Consider the following 22,442-nt stretch of genomic DNA (forward strand, 5'->3'; position numbering starts at 1 on the left):
ATGAAAAAGCTGATAGTATTAATCGTTTTGTTCATCTCCGGCAATTTTATTTTTGCTCAGAAATACATGTCCAAAACGGGAAAAGTAACATTTGAGGCTTCAGTACCTCTTTTTGAAGATGTTTTTGCGCAGGATGACAACAATGTTGTAGTTCTGAATACAGACAACGGAGAAATTGCTTCAGTTTCAGTTGTTAAAAACTTCCATTTTAAAACGAAGCTCATGGAAGAGCATTTCAATGAAAGCTATGCTGAAACAGCAAAATATCCAAAGACCACGTTCAGTGGTAAAATTGTAAACTTTGATAAGTCGAAGCTTTCTTCTTCCCCTCAAAAATATACCATTCAGGGAACGCTTAATTTTCATGGGGTAGCAAAAGCGTACACGTCAAGTGCTACAGTTTATGCCAAAGACGGGAAAATCTATATGACCGGAGGATTCGTAGTAAAAGCTGCAGATCATAAAGTGACCATCCCTAAAATGGTCATGAAAAAGGTTGCCGAAACGGTAAATGTGGAGTATAACTATGTTTTGGTAAAGCAATGAAAAAATTAATAGTAATGCTAAGTGTGTTTCTTGGATTCACACTGACATTCGCTCAGGAAAAGGCGAAAACGATCTTTGATATTGCCCGCACCGGAACTGTGACGGAAGTGAAAGACCTGATGAAAAAGGACCCCAATGTCATCAATGAAACTAATGAAAGTGGATTTTCTCCTCTTATTCTCGCCTGTTACAGAGGCAATGTGGAGGTTGCTAAATTTTTGGCAGACAATGTAAAAGATATCAACTACAAAAGTAAGGAAGGAACCGCATTGTCCGGACTTGCCTTCAGATACAATAAAGAGCTTGTAGAGTATCTCCTGAAAAAAAATGCAAATCCCAATATTGCGGATGCCAACGGAACAACTCCTTTATTCTGGGCTGTGAAGTCGGGAAATAAAGAACTGACGGAATTATTACTCAAATATAAAGCCGACAAAACCATAAAAGATTCGCAGGGAATGACTCCTTTTGAGTATGCCCTGCAAACCAACAATAAAGAAATAATTAATCTCTTAAAAAATTAGCGAATGAAAAAAGTTCTACTTACTTTATCAATGGCTCTGGCAACAGCTGCACAAGCTCAGTTCTCATCGGGAACGGTAAGCCTTGGGTCAACAGGAATGACTGTAAAGTTGGTAACATCACCAACTCAGGTTACCATTACATTAACAGGATCCGACACTACTTATCTTGGAATAGGATTCGGAAATGTGGGAATGGCAAGTGGTGCAGACGGGTTTGTATACAATTCAAACTCTACAACAAGCAGTGGTCTGGATTATACTTTCGGAGGTATTGGAAGTATCTCGGCAGATGCTGTTCAGAACTGGACAATGACTTCCAATACAACGTCAGGTGGGATTAGAACCGTAGTGGCTACAAGATCTCTTAGCGGAGGTACAGGCGATTTTGCTATTGCCAATGCTCCCGCAACTATAAATATATTTTATGCAAAAGGCCCTGGTTTAAGTCTTCAGTATCATCAGACGAGAGGATATGCCACTTTAACGATGGGAGCAGTACTGGCAACAGGTGAAGTAGCAGCAGAAAACAAAAAAGTAGTGCTGTATCCTAATCCAGCAAAAGAAACTTTCAGCTTCAAAAATGTGGACAAGATTAAATCGGTTGACATCTTTGAATCAACAGGAAGAAAGATCAGAACAGTAAAAATGGAGGGTAATGAAATCAATGTTTCCGATCTTAAATCAGGAAATTACTATCTGGAAATTGCTTTAAAAGACGGATCAACTGCTTTCGAACAGTTAATAAAAGAATAGTCGAAGGATAAGCAAAAAATAATCAATGGCCACTGAAAAGTGGCTTTTTTCATTTTCTTCTCATTATCAATATTTAACAGTCAAAGTTTTAAGCACACTTCGTAATTGCGAATGCTTTTAGAGCCTGTTTAAATTTTTTATGATTCTATTATTTTTTATAACGCAAAGTTTTAATTCAACTTTACATACTTTTAGAAAGCAAAGGCAAATAAAATCTTTGCGTCAAAAAAATGAATGTTGATTTTGTAACATTTAATCAAATTTAAACAGGCTTTTAATGTTTTTTTAACCCGCCAGACTTTCCTGTCACAATTTCAGAAGCTACCTTTGCGTAAACTTTTAAATAATGAAACAGGCACTACAATTATTAGTGTTGATTTTCTCGCTGACGGTTTTTGGTCAGAATGGAAATACAGATACTGCCCAGGTTGTTATTCCGGGAAGGTACAACAGCGTTGAAGCACAGGCAAAACCTTATGTAATCATGATTTCGGCAGACGGTTTCCGGTATGATTATGCGAAGAAATATCATGCTGAAAATCTCTTGAAATATTCAAACGAAGGCACTCAGGCAAAAGCCATGCTCCCAAGCTATCCCAGTATTACTTTCCCAAACCACTGGAGCTTAATCACTGGACTTTATCCTGCACATCATGGTCTTATTGATAATTATTTCTACGATTATAAAAGAAAAGAACCCTACGCCAAAAGCAATAAAAAAAATGCAGAAGACGGCACCTGGTATGGTGGTTTGCCACTATGGGGACTGGCAGAAAAACAGGGAATGCTTTCTGCTTCTGTAATGTGGGTAGGATCAGCAAGTGATGCGGGAGGGGCAAGACCTACCTATTATTACCCTTATCACGAAAAATTTTCCCCGGAAGAAAAAGTAAATAAAGTGATCGACTGGCTCAGGCTGCCGATGGATAGAAGGCCTCATTTTATTTCCCTCTATTTTCCGGAAGCTGATGCAAACGGGCATCATTTCGGTCCGGATTCCAAAGAAACAGAAGAAGCTGTTCATAAGATCGATCAGGCTGTCAGGCAATTGGTGCAGAAAGTGAAAGAGCTGGGATTGAAAAATGTAAATTTTGTTTTCGTTTCAGATCACGGGATGATTAAAGCGGACAATGAAAATCCTCTCGAAATCCCTCAATTGCTTCTGGACAAAAATAGATTTGATATTTACAATTCCCAGACCTTATTAAGAGTTTACGTTAAAAATCCTGATGAGGTCAAAAAGGTTTATAAAGAACTGAAAGCCAATAAAACTGGAGGTTATAAAATCTATTTGGATAAGAAATTTCCGGGATCCCTTCATTTCTCAACAAAAGATGACCGCTACAGCAGGATCGGGCAGATCCTTCTGTTTCCTGAAGCTCCCAGAATATTTCTGGAGAAAGGAGAGAAGTCCACCGCGGGGAAACATGGGTACAGCCCAAAGACCGTCCCTGAAATGAAAGCGACATTTTATGCCTGGGGTTCAGCATTTAAAAGAAATATGACTATTAATGAATTTGAAAATGTGAATGTATATCCGTTGGTAGCCCATATCTTAGGATTAAAGATCAATGGACCTGTCGATGGCAAATTAAAAGTATTAAAGGAAACTTTAAAGTAAAATACTTCACGCTCAAGTCCTCCGACTCATTGGTGGCTGAGCGGAGTCGAAGCCATCGGTTGTAAAGTGGGCCTTCGTCATCTTAAACCGACCGCTTCTAAATTCCACTCCATCAGAGGGGTGGCGAAAATTCCTACGGAATTTTTGACGGGGTGGTCTATTACGCTGTCGCACTAAACCACTACGGCCCACAAAAAAACTCCGGCCTGGAAATCTTTTCCAAACCGGAGTGCAATTATATTATAAAACTATCCTGCTAAAGCAGTCGGTTTCCGAGAGGTGCTTTCGTCGGGCGACGAAGACACCTTATGACGCCCGACGTAACCTCCTTACCACGCCCGACGAAAGCGTCTATCGGAAAATACAGACTGACGGCTTACGCTACCGTCGGTATTTTATCGAGGGTAGCGATTCTAAAATTTGTAGTGAGACTTTACAATACTTGGCTTTGCGTTCTCTTTTAAGTGGAACGGCTTTGTGAAACTAAATATGCGCCATAATTTCAAAAAACCTTGGTGCGCTTAGTGTTCAAAAAAACAATGCAATATTAAATTTAGCTATCATTTGCTGAGCAGAGCGCCTTAGCGAACGAAAAATGTACGCAATCATTTAAATAAAACCTTGCGCTCGTGGCGTTTGAAATCCATTCCCATGATGTAGAGGATGTGACTTCGAGATCCTCAGCCACCGGCATTCTACAACTCTTTGTCATTACACAGAAACCCTCATACGCCAGCACTCTCAAACCCATCCACACAGTTTGTCATTCCGGTAGGAATCTCGGCATTATTGGTAATAGTAGCATGGAAAGATTCTGGCTTAGATCCCTATCGGGATGACAATCGGGATGGATAGAATGGAGGTTATTGTGTGGTAGTATTCTTGAACCACCCCACCAAAAATTCAAAGAATTTTTGGCACCCCTCCAGAGGAGTGGAATTTTTAAGTTGTCCTTCTTATCATTTGCAGTGAGACTTTTCAATAGTTGGCTTTGCGTTCTCTTTTAAGTGGAACGGCTTTGTGAAACTAATAAGCATTATACTTTCAAAAAAATCTTAGTGTGCTCTGCGTTCAAGAACAATGTGATACACGGTGCCAGGCTGAGCGGAGTCGAAGCCACAAAAAAAACTCCGGCCGGGAAATCCTTCCCAAGCCGGAGTGCGTTCATACTATAAAACTATCCTGCTAAAAGCAGTCGACTTCCGAGAGGTGTTCTCATCGACCGATGAGAACACCTTATCACGCTCGAGATAACCTCCTTATCACGCCCGATGAGAGCATCTCTCATCGGGCGACATCATCACCTCTCGAAAAGTGAATGTCATAACCTATGCTACCGTCAGTATTTTATCGAGAGTTGCTGTCCTGACATCTTTTAATAAAGCCCCGCTGCTATATTGCGTTACCACTTCCAGATGATATGTACCTGCCGGTAATGCAGGAATCACTACAATAAGCTCCGAAGGATTGTTCGTCACCATATCGCTTTCCTCCACCATGGTTCTGACATCGGAAGTAGTATTGACAAAGAATACTCCGATAAAAGGATCGTTACCCGCTACCTTGATTTTACTTCCGGCAATCTTGAGGTTTCTGCCCGGAGTGATAAGATCATTGACTGAACCACTCTTCACGTCCGTTACCTGTAAGATCACCGCAGAAGCTTCTGCCACACCCAGGATTTCAACTTCAATATTGGGGATTTCTGCCCTCAACTTCTCTCCCTGGTTGAACTGGAAAATAATACTGTGCTTATCTTTATTAAACGTCTCCGAAGGGCTATCAAATACCCCACGGATAGTAGTGCTTGCCGTAAAGTACCCGGTATTAATGGAATACCCATCGCAAAGCTGGTATGCCATTTCCTTAAGGAACAGCTCTGTAGCATGCTCCATCGCTGAGGCGAAGATATCTGCACCGCCACGATTGACAGCTGACTGGCAGATCTGCTGTACATTGAGACTGCGTTCGCTTGCCGTTCTGGCGGTTAAATCATTAGGATTGTCTTTCGTTAAAACGTTGTCATAGAGATACGCTTTGATTCTGTGAAGAATTTTTGCCATTGTTTTGATTTTAAATGGTTGTTAAAAGTTATTATGATAAACCCTAACATGTTTGAGAACTCTGTCAGGGTTAGGATCTATTAATTTGTTATTATTGCTGAAATTCTACTATGAAACCTCCTGTAAGTCCTACACCAATAAGATTTGCAGTTACGTCATGCCAAGGATGAGTAGAGGTATATCCATTATATACTCTAGTATCTCCTGCATTTTTAGCTGCAAAAACTACAAATCCTTCTGTTCCGCCTTGCGGCTGTGAAGTAGAAAACCAATTCGATTTTCTTACAGCCCCAGTTCCTCCTGCTGAATAATCATGATTAGGCTGCTCTCCTGTGATCCATTTCATTTCAGGATCAGGAACAAGACCTGCACCGGCTCCCCAAGAAAATCTTGCCATTCCTATATGACCTCCGTTTGTATTAAATGCACTATAAGGTGTGAGAAGATTGGTTTCCACATACTGCCATTCTGCATCAGAAGTAAAGACAGCCAGATAACCTCCCATATTTTTAGCCGCATTATAAGCTTCATACCAGGTTACAGACAAACTTGTAGAATACGATGCATAAGTATGTCCTCCAAATGTTCCTGTTCCTCTTCGTGTAGCAGTAGCAGAACCTACGGTTAAAGTTGCCGGTGCATCTACGGAAGCAGTTGCTGTAGTGCTGGGTACATACCCCAAAATATTAGGATCTGCAATAGTCGTGTAGCTGATCGTACTCCCTGAACTGTTTATCTTTTTCCACTTGGTTCCGTTAAAATAATAGAATCCGGCTTCGGTAATTTCTGCGGTAACGGTATTAGGAGCGGAAGGAGCAGCAGTAGCATAAATGATCGTTCCCACATGGTTCGATCCATACGTTCTGTTCTGGATTTCAGTACCACTTAATTGAGGGAAAATCAATCCTTGAGGTTTTCCATCAGTTGTTTTGGCTTTGATATCGAGGGTAGCATTGGGAGTTGTTGTATTGATCCCCACTTGAGCGAATGCTGTGATGTTGATGAGCAGAACAGCGGTTGTAATTAAATGTTTCATTGTTTTGTATTTATGTTTGTTGTTTGTATTTTTTGATGACTTTGTTATTTGAACACTAAGTACACGAAGATTTTTTTATCTATGATGTGTTTTAAGTTTCACAAAGGCGTTTCACTTATAAGAGCTCGCAGAGCTTTTAGAGTTGGAGAGTTTTAGAGTTTGAGTATGGGAGAGTCCTGGTGGCTGAGGTGACTCGAAGCCACTATTTCCCCTCTCAAACCATCCCATATTCCCCTCCAACCCTAAAACTCACCCTCACTAAAACACTCTGACTCAATGACGGCCGTCACTTCGAGTAGATTTTGAAAAAATCGTATCGAGAAGTTTATGAGTTTGAGAATAAATTTCATTCCCGATACATTTTTTCTTCACCTTGTTACGAAAAAACACTCGAATTGACGAAACACGAATGACACTAATGCTTGAACACTAATTTCACAAATGTTATGTGGAATTCTTTGCTGAGATCCCTACGGGATGACAAACAGAGTGGATAATCTCTTTTGTTAAAGCATTTGTTTTTATTGGCGTTCAACAATTTGTGTCATTTGTGATAAAACATTAGTGTTATCCGTGTTTAAAATTGGGCGGAGGGCGGCCGAAATGATTGATCGTAATATGTTTTAGCTGGAAAGGATAAGGAATGATATAAATACATTTTTCTTCATCCCTTCTTGCGCTTACAGATAAAAGAAAAGATGCTGGTATTGTTTTATGCTGAAGCTTTATCGGAGAAGGATTTCCGATAATAGCTGTAAGTGAAGAATTGAAAAATAGTCCAAGACTATGTTTGCCTGTTGGACAGCTTTTATAACACAAATTATCCGCTGGACTACTTGTGGACTTCTTATGAGAAACTGTGGAAGATGATTTCTTGATAATAGTTTTGGACCACTTCTTAAAAGAGTCTTTTCTTAAGTTTTGACCGGAAATATATACTGGAGATTCTGCATAGAGATAAGAGTCTTCGGATACGAAGACTACAGAATCGGAGGATACAAAATTTTGAGCGCTCAACAATGATGAAACTATGACCAGAAAAAAGCACAGCAACACCACGCGAAAGCGTTTGAGGGAGAGGGTTTTAGAGGGAATCATTTGTAGTTTCATTATTTTGTGTAAAAAAGTAGTCTAGGTTAGACTACTTTTTCACATAAGAAACTAATCACCATAAAACATAGTAAAAAACAGATGAAAAACGGTGAAAAATTCCAACTGTTTTGCGACAAAATTTTAATGATGAGTTTAAAAGCAAGAAATTAGAAAGCAATATCTTATGTTTGGAAGTAAAAAGAATTTGTTTACATTTGTAGCAGAAAAAAGTAGTCTAACCTAGACTACTTTTTTAGCTCTATAAAAAAAGATTCTTCAGAAAGTCTTATCTATTCAGATGTGAAGAAAACTATAAAGACTGCATATCAATCACAAAGCGGTATTTTACATCACTTTTTAGCATTCTTTCATACGCTTCATTGATCTCGTTCATTTTGATGAGTTCAATGTCGGAAACAATATTGTGCTCACCACAGAAGTTCAGCAGTTCCTGGGTTTCGGCAATACCTCCGATCAGGGATCCGGCTACAGAACGTCTCTGGAAGATCATTGGTACCGTACTTGGCTTGGTTTCCTCAAACTGTCCTACGAATCCTACCAATACCAGTGTTCCGTTCAGTGCCACGGTCTGCATATAAGGATTGATGTCATGCTCGTAAGGTACGGTATCAATGATTACATCAAATTTACCTCTTACCGAGTCCATCTGATCCTGCTCTGTGGAGATCACCACATGATCTGCCCCTAGTTTTTTAGCATCTTCGGTTTTACCGGGTGTTCTTGAGAATAAAGTAACTTCTGCGCCCAGCCCTTTTGCCAGTTTAATGGCCATATGTCCCAACCCGCCAAGTCCTACTACCGCAACCTTAGAGTCCGGGCCTACATTCCAGTGTCTCAAAGGTGACCACGTAGTGATTCCTGCGCAAAGAAGAGGGGCTACCGCAGCAAGATCAAGGTTTTCAGGAACACTCAGAACGAAATGCTCACCGACCACCACTTTCTGGGAATATCCTCCGAAGGTTTGGCCACCAAGATGCTTGTCTTTCCCGTTGTAGGTGCCTGTAAATCCGTTCTGGCAGTACTGCTCAAGATCGTGCTTACAGCTGTCGCAGTGCCCGCATGAATCTACCATACATCCTACGGCTGCCAGATCTCCCACCTTGAACTTGGAAACTTCACTGCCGACATTGGTGATTCTTCCCACAATCTCATGACCGGGAACTACCGGATACATGGAGCCGCCCCAGTCGTTTCTTGCGGTATGAAGATCCGAATGACATACCCCGCAATAGAGGATTTCAATCTCAACGTCTTTTGCGGTTACTTCTCTTCTTTTAATGCTCATTTCGGCCAGATCTGCAGTTTTGGATTCCGCGCCGAAAGCTTTTACGGTGAATGTGCTCATTATATTTAAGTTTAGTTAGTCAGAAATAATTCTTATGTTGCAAAAATCGTTGCTTTCTGTGTAATCATACTTATACAGATTACAGAATGATGTACCAATTTTACCTTGACCGCAAAATCTGCGCCTTAAATGTGGTAATTTTGATCTCCGTAAGAACTTCAGTATGAAAAACCAGGTAGACTTTATCAGCAGCATTTCCGAATACAACAAAATGACAAATCACGAAACGCTCCATCCGCTGGTGAGTGTGATTGATTTCTCTATATCTGATCCTATCTGCCAGTTCAGAAGGATGTTCGGGTTTTATACGGTATTTCTGAAAGATGTCGTTTGTGGTGATATGTATTACGGTAAAAACAGCTACGACTACCAGGAAGGAACGCTGGTCTTTATCGCACCGGGGCAGGATTACGGAATTGATAATGACGGCAATTATATACAGCCGGCAGGTTTTGCACTGCTGTTTCATCCGGATCTTATCAAAGGAACGAATCTGGGTAAAAATATCGGGGATTACAGCTTCTTTTCCTACGAAGTGCATGAGGCATTACATCTTTCAGAAAAAGAAAGAGAGATCATCCTCGACTGCTTCAAGAATATCAGGTTCGAGCTGGAACATTCCATCGACAAACACAGCAGATCTCTGATCGTTAATAATATCGAACTCTTTTTAAATTACTGCATGCGGTTTTACGACCGGCAGTTCATCACCAGGGATCATGTAAACCAGGGAGTAATAGGGAAATTTGAAAAACTGCTGGATGAATATCTGGCATCCGAAAAACCTAAAACGATCGGGTTTCCGATGGTCAATTACTTTGCCGAGCAGCTGAATCTTTCGGCGAATTATTTCGGTGATTTAATGAAAAAAGAACTCGGCATTTCTGCACAGGAATGTATTCACAACAAACTTATCGAAGCTGCAAAGAAGCAGATTTCAGACCCTGCAAAATCCATCAGTGAAATCTCTTATGACCTGGGATTCAAATATCCTCAGCATTTCACAAGATTGTTTAAGACTAAAACAGGAGTATCCCCGTCTGTATATAAAGCGTTAAATTAGCAACGTATTGGTTTAAAAAAGATAAATCACTATATTTAAGGTGAAACATAAATTGTTCGTGGATGACAACACAGCAGCATAAGGGAGTTTATACCTTTCATACTTCTTTCGGAAAAATTTCAGCAGTAAAGGAAAACGGCGTTATCAAAGCCAAAAGCATTCGGTATGCCCGTTCCGAAAGATTTAAAAAACCTCAACCAATAGATTATGTTAATTCACACGAAATTGCTGATAAAACTCCGGTATGTCCGCAGAATGTAAGTCCGTTGCTGGACAGGCTGATCCAGAAGACAGATGTGGAGATGTTTGTGCCTGAAGAATCAACCCAATTTCTAACAGTTACACGTCCTGAACATTTTAGTGATGACGAAAAGCTCCCGGTAATCGTATGGATTCACGGAGGTTCCTACGAAATAGGATGTAGTGATCTTCCTACTTCCGATCCTTCCGTCTGGGTAAAAGAACAACATATCATTGTGGTTTCGGTTTCATACCGTTTAGGGCTCTTCGGATTTTTGGGAGGCGATGAAGAAAGACCTGCCAATCTTGGGTTGTATGATATTATGGCTGCTCTGGGATGGATTAAAAAATATATCCGTGATTTCGGGGGAGATCCTGAAAATATTACGATGTTTGGACAGTCGTCAGGAGGTGATGCCATTGCCCATCTTATGATCTCGGAAGGAGTGAAAGGTTTGTTTCAAAGGGTGATTATTCATAGCGCACCACTTGGTTTCAGGAACAGAAGGCAAAGTATGTCTCTTGAGTTTTTCAGGAAGACGAATGCTTTAAAAGATGAATCTGATCCTTTAAAGATAGTAGAAGGCTATGTAAGCTTTTTACCTTCATTCAGAAAATACGGTTTGAAAACCTCCATGCCTTTCTGCACACAATATGGCTATCCGCCTTTATGCAGGGAAGAGGAAAGTCTTGATAAATGGAAAGAGAATGCGAGACAATACGATGTTCTGATTGGCTCCAACCATGATGAAACTGCCTTCTACGTTAAAACAGCACAACAGGGAATTTACACTTATCTGCCCCATAAAATTCTCAATACCATCGTAAGAAAAACCACAGAGTCAATTTATGAAAAACCAGCCAGGCTCTTTGCAGAGAATTATGCAGCCGGTGGCGGAAACATTTATCAGTTTACCATTCATTCAACATTAAAGGATAATTATATCGGAGCTTCCCATTGTGTCGATCTTCCCCTGATCTTTGAAAATAAAGAAGCCTGGAAATCGGCAGAGCTGCTGAAAGATGTTCCTTGGGAATATATTCAGGAAAATGGAAGAAAGCTTCGCGCGCTTTGGGCAGAATTTGCCAGAACCGGAGCTATTTCAGAACATTCCGAAAGACCGGAAATACTTGCGTTGAGAAAGGTTTAATTTTAGGTAAACACAAATGACACTGATTTAAATAGCGGTGTCATTTGCGTTTAAAAGTATTATTCAGGAATCCAGACACTCACATTACCTGCCGGAACCGGGAAATTTCCCCATCCGTTTTCATCAATCGTTACTTTGTCCTCAAATCTTCCGAGGGCATCATAAAACGTTTTACCGACATATCTTTCACCTATCTCCATAGGTTTCTCGTAGGCTTCTTTGTTGCTCAGAACAACCGCACATCCGGAATGTTCATCATCTCCCTCCCGAGTCCATCCAAGGCAATTCGCATCTTCAAAATAATCCCGCTGCTCGCCGTAAGCGTGATCTTTTCTTGCTTTTAAAAGTTCTTCAATACCGTCTACCTTATCCAGAAATATTTCCTGGTCATTGCCTTCTCTGTCTTTGTCAACATAATGAGCACCATAGAGATCCGGGTAAAATACACACGGATAGCCATCTTTACGAAGCAGGATCAATGCATAAGCTAAAGGTTTAAACCAATTTTCTACCGGGGCTTCCAGATCCTGTAACGGCTGGGTATCATGATTATCGACCAGACTTACCGAGTGAAGAGGATCAGCCTGTGTAAGCGTTTCATCAAAAATCCTCCGAAGATCATAAGAATCACCTTCATTGGAAGCGGTATGGAAATTATTCTGCAGAGAACTGTCGAACAGGCTCATACATCCTTCCGTCACTTCTATATATTTCTGAAGAAGGTTAAGGTAGCCCGGAGCCCAATATTCACCAACCGCAAAGATATTTTTCCCTGAGTTGGAACGAAGCAAAGTGAGCCATTCTTTATAAAAATCAAATGAAATATGTTTTAAAGCATCCAGCCTTACACCATCGAAATCTGTTTCATCAAAATACCATTTTGCCCAGTTGTTCAGTTCCTCCCGTACGAAAGGATTGCGGTGTTCCACATCATTGAACATGAGGTAATCATAATTGCCTTTTTCATCATCGATCATTTCTTCCCAGTCGGTTCCGTATTCATTTTTGATTTTGTAGATGTGGGATTCCATTCCTTCGGCATAATCTACCCCGCTGAAGCAGGTATAATTCCATATAAAATCAGAATATTTATTTTGGCGTCCGGGAAAGGTAAATTTGGTATAAGACTGTATTTCTATTTCACCTGAAATGATTTTTTCTCTGTTTTCCTCATCCACTTTCACGGCTTTGAAGGTTTCAAGCTCATCTCCGCCGCCTTTATGACCGAGGACGATATCAACAATCACTTTGATGTTTTTCTCTTTTAAAGCTTTGATGGCTTTTATGTAGTCTTCTTTGGTTCCGTATTTTGTGGGAATGCTTCCTTTTTGATCAAACTCCCCCAGATCATAAAGATCATAAGCGTCATAACCGATAGAGTAGCCGCCGTTGGCGCCTTTGTATGCGGGAGGGAACCATACTGATGTAATTCCTAATTCAGCCAGATAATTTGCATTTTTCTCTGCTTCCTTCCACAGTTTTCCATCTCCTTCCGAGTACCAGTGGAAGTATTGAATCATCGTTTCATTCATAAAATTGTAAAATTTGGTTACTACAATGTAATGAAAATTTTCGAGATTATTGATCTTCAAATTCTCTGAACGGAATTTTTAGTTGAACGGAGACGAGTTTTTTCTCCTCCGTGTTCAGCTGCGACAGTGATAATCCCAGCAGACGTACAGGTTTGTCGAATGGTCGCAGTTCCCAAAGCTGTTTTCCGGTATTGAAATATTGTTCTGCAGATGAAAAATATTCTTCCCTGGTGATACTTCGCGTAAAGAGGGAAAAGTCTTTATATTTAATTTTAAGGGTCAGCGTTCTTCCTAAAATATTATTTTTCTGGAGACGGTTCTGAAGTTCTTCGCTCAGGCTTTGCAGTTTCTCATTGATCTGCTGTTCATCGAAAAGGTCTTCAAAAAAGGTTCTTTCCACCGCCACACTTTTCTGGATCCGGTGAGGCTTTACTTCCGAATTGTGAATTCCCCGGACCACATGATAATAATACGCTCCGGATTTCCCGAACATCCGGGTCAGATCTTCAATCGATCTTTTCTTTAAATCTTTTCCTTTATAAATGCCTAAACTGAACATTTTGTTCGCCGTAACTTTCCCGACACCGTAAAATTTTTCTACCGGCAGGTCTTCAAGAAAGCTTTCCACTTTATCGGGATGAATGGTCTTTTGTCCGTTAGGTTTATTAATATCCGATGCGACTTTAGCTAAAAACTTGTTGATGGAAATGCCGGCCGAAGCCGTTAATCCTGTCTGCTCAAAAATCTTCTGACGGATTTCCCTGGCGATCTGGTTAGCAGATTCTATATCTTTTTTATTTTCGGTAACGTCGAGATAAGCTTCATCCAAAGATAGAGGTTCTACGAGATCGGTATATTCATAAAAAATCTCCCTTATTTTTCTTGAAATCTCTTTGTACCGCTGAAACCTTGGTGAAACAAAAATAAGATGCGGACATTTCTCTTTGGCTGTTTTGCTGGGCATGGCAGAGCGTACTCCGAATTTTCTGGCTTCGTAACTTGCTGCTGCAACAACTCCACGATGTTCTCCTCCGACTGCAATCGCCTTGCCTTTTAGGGCAGGGTTATCATGCTGTTCTACAGAAGCATAAAATGCATCCATATCGACATGAATAATTTTGCGAAGGGGGAAAGAAGAATCCATACCGCAAAGATATGGATTCCTGTATTCTTTAATTTAGATTAATTTCTTTTGTCTTGAAACAAAAGAAACAAAAATTCAAGACTTGGAAACTCCGACTAAAAATAAAATCTGTTCTCTAAAAATTCTAAAACTCGCGCGAATCAAAATTTGTTCTTCGTATCAATTGATATATCGCGCTCAAACAGTAGAATTTTCTTAACGTTCACAGAGTTTATTTTTTTAACGTCTACATTTCCTATGTCAGTGTTATTTAAGCAATTTATCAATGGTTGCCTGGATATCGGGATCTTCCGGTGAGACAGCGTAATATTTGGCAATGGCAGATTTCTGATCGATGACCATATATCTCGGGATCCAGTTGAGGTCGATATAATTATTGAAATCATTTTTCCAGCCTGAGGCAAACCAGTAATTTTCTTTGTCTTTCATCTCAAATCTTTCCAGGCTTTTGTCGAAACCTTCTTTGGATCGGTCTAATGACAGGAAGGCGAAATCGATATTCTTATTATTGTCTTCTAATTCTTTGGCTTTCGGAAGTGCTTTTAAACAATCCCTGCACCAGCCGGCCCAGAAATCAAGCACCAGAACCTTTCCTTTATGCTGATCCAGAATTTGCTGCATAGTGACCGTTTTACCTTCTTCATCTTCTACCTTCTGCAGGAGTGCTTCTTTGGAAAAATTGGTCTTAAGCACTTTAGGAGTCTGCTGTGAGCAGCTTAATCCGAAAACTCCGATCATGAATAATAACAACAGCTTCTTCATATTTGAAATCATTTCTGCAAATCTAAACAATGAAAAGCAATTGGAAAGTTGTCGCCGGAAATTTGCACTATTGAAAAATTCTATAATTCGCCTGGATAGTTTTTTACCAGACCTTTTACGATGGCGATTACATTCGGCATTGCTTTGTTGGCAGCATTCAGAACTTCTTCGTGCGAAACGGAAAAAGCGATGTCCGGGCCACCGAGATCCGTAATCACCGAGATTCCGAAAACGTCCATTCCCATGTGACGGGCTACAATTACTTCGGGAACGGTACTCATTCCTACCATATCACCACCGATGGCTTTGATCATGCCGTATTCTGCAGGCGTTTCAAAGGTCGGACCCTGAAGAGCCACATAAATTCCCTGATGAATGTTGATGTTGTTTTCTGAGGCTACTTTTGCAGCGACTGAAATCATCTTCTTGCTGTATGCTTCGCTCATATCCACAAACCTTGGTCCGAAAGAATCGATATTCCTTCCACGAAGCGGATGTTCAGGCATCATGTTAATATGATCTTTAATAATGGCAATATCTGCAATATTGTATTCAGAATTTACCCCGCCGGAAGCATTGGAAAGAATAAGATTTTTTATTCCCAACATATGAAAAATCCTGATCGGAAAAACTACATTTTCAATAGAATGTCCTTCATAATAATGGAAACGGCCGCTCATCATCAGAACTTTTTTGCCTTCAAGGATTCCATAGATCAATTTTCCATTGTGACCGGCTACCGTTGTTTGCGGAAAGTCAGGGATTTCAGAATATTGTAAAGTATGAATTGCTTCTACTTCATCCTGAAGTTTTCCCAATCCCGATCCTAAAACGATCGCAAAATCAGGAACTTCTTTAATAATACTTTGTATAAAATCTGCAGTCTTCTTAATTTTTTCTAACATAATCCAGAATGATTTGGTTAAATTCTTCCTTCCTGTCAATAATTACATTGATCGGCCAGTAATAGACGATATCTCTGAGGTAGTCAAAAGTTTTAAGGCGTACATAATCTTTTTCAGTCGTTAAGATCAATTTGTACTCGCCTAATTTTTTATATTCAGCGACAATATTTTTAATATCAGCTTCCGTAAAGTTATGATGATCTCGGAATTTCAGATGTTTTACCCTTTGTGAAAACTTGGTAAGATGATTCAGCAGCGGTTTTGGGTTGGCAATTCCTGTGATGAGAAGAATATCGTAATAATTCAGGTTATTATCCGGAAGCATTTTTTCTTTGCCGTACACATTTTCATCATAACCTATCGATGAAAAGAATACTTTTTGCCGCCCCGAAGGTCGTATCCGTGAGATGTAATACTGTTTGGTTTCTTCTGTAAGTTCATCGGGGCATTTGCTTACCATGATGATATCTGCTCTTTTAGATCCCGATCTGGATTCTCTCAGATCTCCTGCCGGAAGAAGATGATCTTTAAAATAAGGATCATTAAAATCGGTCATCATGATGGTGAATCCCGGTTTTATGGCTCGGTGCTGCATCGCGTCATCCAATACCAATACATCCAGATCCATATCGGCGATTACTTTTTTAGCACCGGGAACCCTTTCTTCCGAAACGGCGATGACGAAACGGTTCTTAAAGCGTTCAAACAGCTGCATGGCTTCATCACCCACCATTTTGTAGTTGCTTTCATAGTTCGTCACGGCATAGCCTTTCGTGAGCCTTCCGTAGCCTCTGGAAAGCACTCCCGTTCTGTAATGTTTGGATAAAAACTTAGCAAGATACATCACCATAGGCGATTTTCCGCTTCCGCCCACAGAAAGGTTACCGACACAAATGATTGGAGTTCTGAATTTTGTCGACTTAAAAATTCCCAGATCATACATTGTGTTTCGGATACCCGTTACCATGTGATAACCTAGCGAAAAAGGATAAAGGTACCATCTTTTCATACGTTGCAAAAATAGGGAATTTCGCATGGATTTAGCTTACTATGGTAGTTACTTTTCGAGATTTATTTTAAAAAATGTGTTCATGATTATCATTTAATTAAATTAATTTTGCAACGTTATTTTATTACATTGAGATATTTTATTGAATTTTCGTACAACGGTAAAAACTATTTTGGCTATCAGATTCAGCCGAATGCAGTTTCTGTGCAGGAAGAAATGGAAAAGGCACTTTCAACGATTTTAAGGGAAGAAATCAAAACTACCGGCGCGGGGAGAACGGATACCGGCGTGCATGCAAAGAAAATTTTTGCTCATTTTGATACGGAAAAAGTATTGGATCAAGATCTTTCCAGAAAATTAAACAGCTTTTTGCCTCCTGATATTTCGGTTAAAAGGATCTTTCAGGTAAAAGATGATTTCCATGCCCGTTTCGATGCCACATACAGAACATATGAATATTATATTTCTTTGGAAAAAAATCCTTTCACGGAAGATTCTGCCTGGCAGCACTGGAGGAGGTCTCTTGATATCGACAGAATGAATGAAGCTTGTAAGATTCTTTTTGAATATGAGGATTTTACCAGCTTTGCCAAGCTTCATACCGACAATAAAACCAATATCTGCAAAATCTACAAAGCAGAGTGGGAGCAGAAGGGCAGCGAGCTGAAGTTCACCGTTTCCGCGAACCGTTTTCTCAGGAATATGGTACGGGCGATCGTGGGAACGATGGTGGATATCGGTGCCGGAAAATTAAAGCCTGAAGATCTCCGAAAAGTCATTGAAAATAAAAACCGGAATTCTGCGGGTACTTCTGCGCCGGCTCACGGACTGTATCTTGTGGATGTAGGGTATGATTTTGATTTTTAAAGATTCTGGTTTTTAATGCAAAGATATTTTTGAGGGTTTGAACGCAAAGTCCTCGAAGATTTTTTTGACTACTAGCTGTTTTTAAGTTCGCGAAGGCGTTCCACTTATATAAGCTCACAAAGTTTTGCGCATTAGCCAATTTTTTGAATTGTGGAGTTATTTGGTTCTTTAAAATTACTGTATGTTTTGAACGCAAAGTCCTCGAAGATTTTTTTGACTACTAACTGTTTTTAAGTTTCACAAAGCCGTTCCACTTATATAAGCTCACGAAGTTTAGTGCATCTGCCAGATCTTGGAATGTAGAGTTATTTGATTCTTTACCATAGTTTTCAAAATATACAGAGGTATGATATAATATATAAAATCATCTATATCATAAATCGGGATCATCTGAAATTTTCATGAGTATTTCATCAAGTTATAAAGCCTGTAAAATTTTAAAGTCTTATTTTTGCATAGGATTTTTAATATAATTCTTTCTTCAATTCGTACAATGAAAAAACAAGATACCTGGGGTATTGTCAAAAGGCTGTTCTTTATCGGAATGAAGTTCCGTTCATGGTTCGTCCTTACGCTGATTATCTCCATCATACTGGCAATCGTTTCTACCTACCGGCCTTACCTTACCATGGAAGTCGTGGATAACGATATCACAAAGCTTCAGGATAAAGCTTTAATGATGAAGCATATCTACCTATTGGTAGGACTGGTATTTGCCGAAACGGTTTTAAATTTCTTTCTGGTGTATTTTTCCAATTATATTTCACAAAATGTAATCAGGGATATAAGGCAGAGACTTTATCATAAACTTATTTATTTTAAAACATCATTCTTTGATAAAACGCCGATCGGGCAGCTGGTAACCAGAGCTGTAGGAGACGTGGAGACAATAGCTACAGTTTATACGGATGGTTTTCTGATGGTTTTCGGGGATGTTTTGAGAATCGTTTTTGTATTAATTATGATGTTCAGTACCAATGTACATCTGAGTTATATTACACTTGCCATTTTACCGTTAATGGTCGTTATTACAAGGTTTTTTCAGAAAAGGCTTAAAAAAGCTTTCGGAGATGAAAGGACCTGGACTTCCAATCAGAACTCTTTTGTTCAGGAGAGACTGGCCGGGATGCCGATCATTCAGGTGTTCAACAGGCAGGAATCTGAATTTAAAAAGTTTGACGAAATTAATATTACCCTGAAAGATGCCTTACTGAGAACTGTTTTCATTTTCTCTTTATTCTTCCCTGTGGTAGAACTGATCTCTTCGCTTTTCATCGGGTTTATCCTTTTTTATGGCGGATATATTACGATCAGTGCCGGAGTGGTGATTGCATTTATTCAGTATATTTCTATGCTGATTCGCCCTTTGAGACAGATCGCAGACCGGTTCAACAATATTCAGAGAGGTATTGTGGGGGCCGAAAGGGTTTTGGGGCTGATGGATGAAGAAAACTCAATGCCGAATACCGGAACCGTACAGAAAGATCATTTTGACGGAAAAATAGAATTCAGAAATGTACATTTTGCATATGATGAAAAACAGGAAGTATTAAAAGGAATCGATTTCAAAGTGAATCCTGGAGAAACGGTAGCTATCGTTGGGGCTACAGGTGCGGGGAAATCAACCATTATCAGCCTGATTACAAGATTATACGATATCAATTCGGGAAATATCCTCATCGATAATATTGATCTTAAAGATTATGAACTGTATTGCCTGAGAAGCCATATCGGTGTGGTGCTGCAGGATGTGTTCCTGTTCCACGGAAGTATTTTTGAAAACCTTTCATTTGGTGACGACACCATTACCCTTGAGCAGATCAAAGCAGGAGCAAGGGAAATTGAGGTAGATGAGTTCATTGAAAGTCTTCCGGGAGGATACGATTATGTGGTAAGTGAGAGAGGATCCTCGATTTCACTCGGCCAGAGGCAGCTTTTGTCTTTCCTTCGGGCATATCTTTCTGATCCTAAAATACTGATCCTAGATGAAGCGACATCATCCATAGACCACGAAAGCGAAAAACTAATCCAACGGGCAACGGAAAAAATCACGAAGAACAGAACCTCCATTATTATTGCCCACAGGCTTTCCACGATTGAAAAAGCAGATAAAATTATCGTCATGGAACATGGTAAAATTGTAGAAGAAGGCAAACACCTTGAACTGCTTGATAAAAACGGATATTACGCAACTTTGTACAAAGCTCAGCTGAGACATGAAGTAGAACTGGAAGAAGAGGAAAGCAATACATAATTCAAATAAAAATATAGAATAAGAGGTTAAAATCAATAACGGTTTTAGCCTCTTTCTTTTATAATACTGATGCAGACTTTAGATTATTCCTTAATTTAAAGATCATCCACCGATCTTCAAAGGATTGTTTAATTTTTAGGGGAGATTGTAAAACTATTCAATTGGTATAAATTTTGTTAAAATGATTTTTAAATGATTGAAGTATTGAGGAAATGTTAAGTAAATATAGTATTTGTGTTGAAAAATTCATTACCTTTATATTAAATTTAAGCAAGACCCCCGAATTTTGGTAGGGTGTTTGATATAAAAATGTAGTTTTAATTAAAATCCAAAAATATAGATGAAAAATATCCAAGACGAATTTCAGGTTTTTAAAGATGAATTGAGAAAGTTGAATATCGAAGTTCAGAGAGTGGTAAAAGTGGGGAACGGAAGCATGGATTTCCATGAAGTATTTTACAAATCCCCAAGATACGATGATGTAAAAAGTGTATATGTTCAGAGGCATAATCTGGACAATATCCTGGAAAAATTTAAGCAAGCCTATCATTAAAAATAGAACCCGCGGCTCAGAGAATCTGAGCCGCGGGTTTTTACAATATCTAATCATTCTACGATCATCACTGCTCCTTAAAATCTGTATCCCAATGATAATCCGGTTCGGAAACCTATCCACGGACCGTCGATAATGACTCTTGCTCCGTTGGTGTTGGTTTCTACCGTATAATTTACATAGGGAATATCAAGATCTTCAATTTCTTTTTTCAGCTGAGCCTGCATATCGGGAGTAAGCGGGATATCACTGGTCATCGTGAAATCTCCTTTTCCGGATCCGTAATGGGCGCCGGCAATCCATAGATCGAGGACAAGATTGCGGCTGCTGGTCAGGAAGAACTGCGCTCCAACCATTACCCCGCCGCTGTTTCCATGAGCGCTGCCGAATCCTTTCAACGGAATCTGATAAGTTGTTCCGCTGAAGGTATAGTCATAATAAAAATCAAACGTATTGGAAGTTATTTTTGAATACCGGTAGTAAGGTGCAATATAGAATCCTTTTCCGTATCCGGCGCCAACATAGAAGCGTGGTTCTATTGTAAAATTAAAAGCTTTTGCCTCTAAATTCTGAAATCTCTTTTCGTCATTATCGCTTAAAAAAGAATTGATAAACGGAATTTTTCCTTCCGGCATGGCCCCAAAGCCCATATTTAATGAAAACCAACGATTAAATGCTCTTTCATACGAGAGATTGATGTTTCTGAATGCATACGCCGTTACATTGGTTTTAATGATATTCATTTTTTCCGGTGGTGGCGCTGGTGTTTCCTGTGCTTTGAGTAGCGAAAGCATAAAACAGGGAATGATGAGTAGGAATTTTTTCATGATTTTACTATTTTGTGGTTTGAATTATTTTGAAAATAGCAAAAAGCGGGCAAAAAGGATATTAATAATGGTAATGTACCAGTTGATTTATGAATAATAATTAAGAACCACTTAATTCTATTGAGTGGTTGATCTGCATATTAAATTTTATGAATGTTTTTCATGACGAATCTTGGAGGCCGCATGTTTTTAACGCAAAGATTTATTTTATGCTCGTGTTTTAAGTGAGCTAAGAATAATCAGCAAGTTGATTGATGAAGCTATTCGATCAGCTTTGCGCAGCAGATTTTATCTGCCTTTGCTCTTCTTGAAGTACATATTATTTAAATAAAATCTTTGCGTGTAAGTAATCACATTTTCTTTTTCACCAATGGCAACTGCATGACGTCAACTTTCCCTTTTTTATTGGGATAGTACAATGATTTACCCTTAAGAATAAAAAATTCGTCTCTGATGATGTCTTCGTCTGCGGCGATATCCTCAATCTCAAATTCAAAAACGTTGGAGTCTTTGTTGGCCTTATTGAAAATGATATAATCGTTGAGGTTGTAGGTCCTAAAACCGAGCTGTGAAAAGTCATTTTTAGAAACGGTTACCGAATTGTCAGCATCCAAAATATTTTGCCTTCTCACATGCGGAGCCCAGCCACAGCTTCTAATGTAAGGCGATTTCAGGATGTTGATGTAGTTTCCCTTTTTATCAAAATAAACCGTTGCCATCATAAAGCCATTACTTCTTGACTTTCCGGAATCGTCTTTTTTAGGAATATAATTGATTTTAATGGTGACAGAATCAGAGTCGTTTCTGGATTCTTTCATTTTTACTTTTGCAAATTCTTTTTTGATGTCAGGATTTAACAGAATCTTATTCTCGGAAAGCTTCCAGTTTCCCTCATATTTTTTGCCATACTGATTGTAGATGAAGGTGGAATCCGTTTTCAATTCAAGATAATTTGCTCCCGGATTGAATTTATCAAGAAGCCCTTCACTGTAAATTCCCGTAACATCTTTGACTTGAGAAAAAAGGATAGAAGCGGTTGAAATTAAAATAACTGAAAGAATATTTCTCATTGCTCTTATTTGATGATTTTGAGTATAAAAATAAGTAAAATATCAGCAGTCTTTATACAAGAAA

General features: G+C 39.3%; 20 protein-coding genes. 9 read left to right on the forward strand and 11 right to left on the reverse strand.

Annotation, left to right across the window (positions count from 1 at the left end; genetic code table 11):
* From ACWNCI_RS17225 to ACWNCI_RS17240, 4 genes are all read left to right on the forward strand, one after another.
* On the forward strand, nt 1–546 hold the full coding sequence (locus tag ACWNCI_RS17225; RefSeq protein ID WP_449389221.1) for a YceI family protein: 546 nt from the start codon (nt 1–3) through the stop codon (nt 544–546).
* Nucleotides 543–1,070 carry an ankyrin repeat domain-containing protein gene (locus tag ACWNCI_RS17230; RefSeq protein ID WP_449389222.1) on the forward strand — a complete coding sequence of 176 codons (528 nt, stop codon included), beginning with the start codon at nt 543–545 and terminating at the stop codon, nt 1,068–1,070. The genes ACWNCI_RS17225 and ACWNCI_RS17230 overlap by 4 nt, the downstream gene beginning before the upstream one ends.
* A gap of 3 nt (nt 1,071–1,073) precedes the next feature.
* Nucleotides 1,074–1,823, forward strand: a complete 750-nt coding sequence (locus ACWNCI_RS17235; protein ID WP_449389223.1) for a T9SS type A sorting domain-containing protein — start codon at nt 1,074–1,076, stop codon at nt 1,821–1,823.
* A 346-nt stretch (nt 1,824–2,169) separates the two neighbouring features.
* Complete coding sequence (locus tag ACWNCI_RS17240; RefSeq protein WP_449389224.1) at nt 2,170–3,444, forward strand: alkaline phosphatase family protein; 1,275 nt, start codon at nt 2,170–2,172, stop codon at nt 3,442–3,444.
* A gap of 1,328 nt (nt 3,445–4,772) precedes the next feature.
* Here ACWNCI_RS17240 and ACWNCI_RS17245 read toward each other — a convergent pair.
* The 4 genes from ACWNCI_RS17245 to ACWNCI_RS17260 all read right to left on the reverse strand — a co-directional run bounded on the left by ACWNCI_RS17245 (nt 4,773) and on the right by ACWNCI_RS17260 (nt 9,001).
* Nucleotides 4,773–5,507, reverse strand: coding sequence for a DNA-binding domain-containing protein (locus ACWNCI_RS17245; RefSeq protein WP_449389225.1), 735 nt, complete (start codon nt 5,505–5,507; stop codon nt 4,773–4,775).
* A gap of 91 nt (nt 5,508–5,598) precedes the next feature.
* The gene (locus tag ACWNCI_RS17250) at nt 5,599–6,543 is read right to left on the reverse strand and encodes a C-type lectin domain-containing protein (protein ID WP_449389226.1); all 945 of its coding nucleotides are present in this window, start codon (nt 6,541–6,543) and stop codon (nt 5,599–5,601) included.
* A 567-nt stretch (nt 6,544–7,110) separates the two neighbouring features.
* Nucleotides 7,111–7,653 (reverse strand): hypothetical protein, encoded by a 543-nt coding sequence (locus tag ACWNCI_RS17255; RefSeq protein ID WP_449389227.1) that lies wholly within the window; start codon nt 7,651–7,653, stop codon nt 7,111–7,113.
* Nucleotides 7,654–7,945: 292 nt separating this feature from the next.
* On the reverse strand, nt 7,946–9,001 hold the full coding sequence (locus ACWNCI_RS17260; protein ID WP_449389228.1) for an NAD(P)-dependent alcohol dehydrogenase: 1,056 nt from the start codon (nt 8,999–9,001) through the stop codon (nt 7,946–7,948).
* Nucleotides 9,002–9,164: 163 nt separating this feature from the next.
* Here ACWNCI_RS17260 and ACWNCI_RS17265 point away from each other — a divergent pair, with 163 nt between their 5' ends.
* Nucleotides 9,165–10,064: a helix-turn-helix domain-containing protein gene (locus ACWNCI_RS17265; RefSeq protein WP_346983199.1), complete on the forward strand. Its 900-nt coding sequence runs from the start codon at nt 9,165–9,167 to the stop codon at nt 10,062–10,064.
* 62 nt (nt 10,065–10,126) lie between these two features.
* Complete coding sequence (locus tag ACWNCI_RS17270) at nt 10,127–11,455, forward strand: carboxylesterase family protein (protein WP_449389229.1); 1,329 nt, start codon at nt 10,127–10,129, stop codon at nt 11,453–11,455.
* Nucleotides 11,456–11,514: 59 nt separating this feature from the next.
* On the opposite strand, the gene ACWNCI_RS17275 is transcribed toward ACWNCI_RS17270, so the two are convergent.
* The 5 genes from ACWNCI_RS17275 to lpxK all read right to left on the reverse strand — a co-directional run bounded on the left by ACWNCI_RS17275 (nt 11,515) and on the right by lpxK (nt 16,807).
* Complete coding sequence (locus ACWNCI_RS17275) at nt 11,515–12,987, reverse strand: alpha-amylase (protein ID WP_346983197.1); 1,473 nt, start codon at nt 12,985–12,987, stop codon at nt 11,515–11,517.
* Nucleotides 12,988–13,033: 46 nt separating this feature from the next.
* Nucleotides 13,034–14,131: a DNA polymerase IV gene (gene dinB, locus ACWNCI_RS17280; RefSeq protein WP_346983196.1), complete on the reverse strand. Its 1,098-nt coding sequence runs from the start codon at nt 14,129–14,131 to the stop codon at nt 13,034–13,036.
* 246 nt (nt 14,132–14,377) lie between these two features.
* The gene (locus ACWNCI_RS17285; RefSeq protein ID WP_449389230.1) at nt 14,378–14,893 is read right to left on the reverse strand and encodes a TlpA family protein disulfide reductase; all 516 of its coding nucleotides are present in this window, start codon (nt 14,891–14,893) and stop codon (nt 14,378–14,380) included.
* Nucleotides 14,894–14,973: 80 nt separating this feature from the next.
* Complete coding sequence (locus tag ACWNCI_RS17290; protein ID WP_449389231.1) at nt 14,974–15,798, reverse strand: purine-nucleoside phosphorylase; 825 nt, start codon at nt 15,796–15,798, stop codon at nt 14,974–14,976.
* Nucleotides 15,782–16,807 (reverse strand): tetraacyldisaccharide 4'-kinase, encoded by a 1,026-nt coding sequence (gene lpxK / locus ACWNCI_RS17295; protein WP_449389232.1) that lies wholly within the window; start codon nt 16,805–16,807, stop codon nt 15,782–15,784. The genes ACWNCI_RS17290 and lpxK overlap by 17 nt, the downstream gene beginning before the upstream one ends.
* 129 nt (nt 16,808–16,936) lie before the next feature.
* Here lpxK and truA point away from each other — a divergent pair, with 129 nt between their 5' ends.
* From truA to ACWNCI_RS17310, 3 genes are all read left to right on the forward strand, one after another.
* On the forward strand, nt 16,937–17,674 hold the full coding sequence (gene truA / locus ACWNCI_RS17300; RefSeq protein WP_449389508.1) for a tRNA pseudouridine(38-40) synthase TruA: 738 nt from the start codon (nt 16,937–16,939) through the stop codon (nt 17,672–17,674).
* A 493-nt stretch (nt 17,675–18,167) separates the two neighbouring features.
* Nucleotides 18,168–19,928, forward strand: a complete 1,761-nt coding sequence (locus ACWNCI_RS17305; RefSeq protein WP_449389233.1) for an ABC transporter ATP-binding protein — start codon at nt 18,168–18,170, stop codon at nt 19,926–19,928.
* Nucleotides 19,929–20,268: 340 nt separating this feature from the next.
* Nucleotides 20,269–20,481 carry a hypothetical protein gene (locus ACWNCI_RS17310; RefSeq protein ID WP_449389234.1) on the forward strand — a complete coding sequence of 71 codons (213 nt, stop codon included), beginning with the start codon at nt 20,269–20,271 and terminating at the stop codon, nt 20,479–20,481.
* Between the two features lie 77 nt (nt 20,482–20,558).
* On the opposite strand, the gene ACWNCI_RS17315 is transcribed toward ACWNCI_RS17310, so the two are convergent.
* Together ACWNCI_RS17315 and ACWNCI_RS17320 are read right to left on the reverse strand one after the other, a co-directional pair.
* Nucleotides 20,559–21,308: a DUF3575 domain-containing protein gene (locus ACWNCI_RS17315; protein WP_449389235.1), complete on the reverse strand. Its 750-nt coding sequence runs from the start codon at nt 21,306–21,308 to the stop codon at nt 20,559–20,561.
* A gap of 350 nt (nt 21,309–21,658) precedes the next feature.
* On the reverse strand, nt 21,659–22,378 hold the full coding sequence (locus ACWNCI_RS17320) for a hypothetical protein (RefSeq protein WP_449389236.1): 720 nt from the start codon (nt 22,376–22,378) through the stop codon (nt 21,659–21,661).
* Nucleotides 22,379–22,442 lie beyond the last annotated feature (64 nt).

The sequence above is a fragment of the Chryseobacterium lineare genome (genome assembly GCF_977014045.1).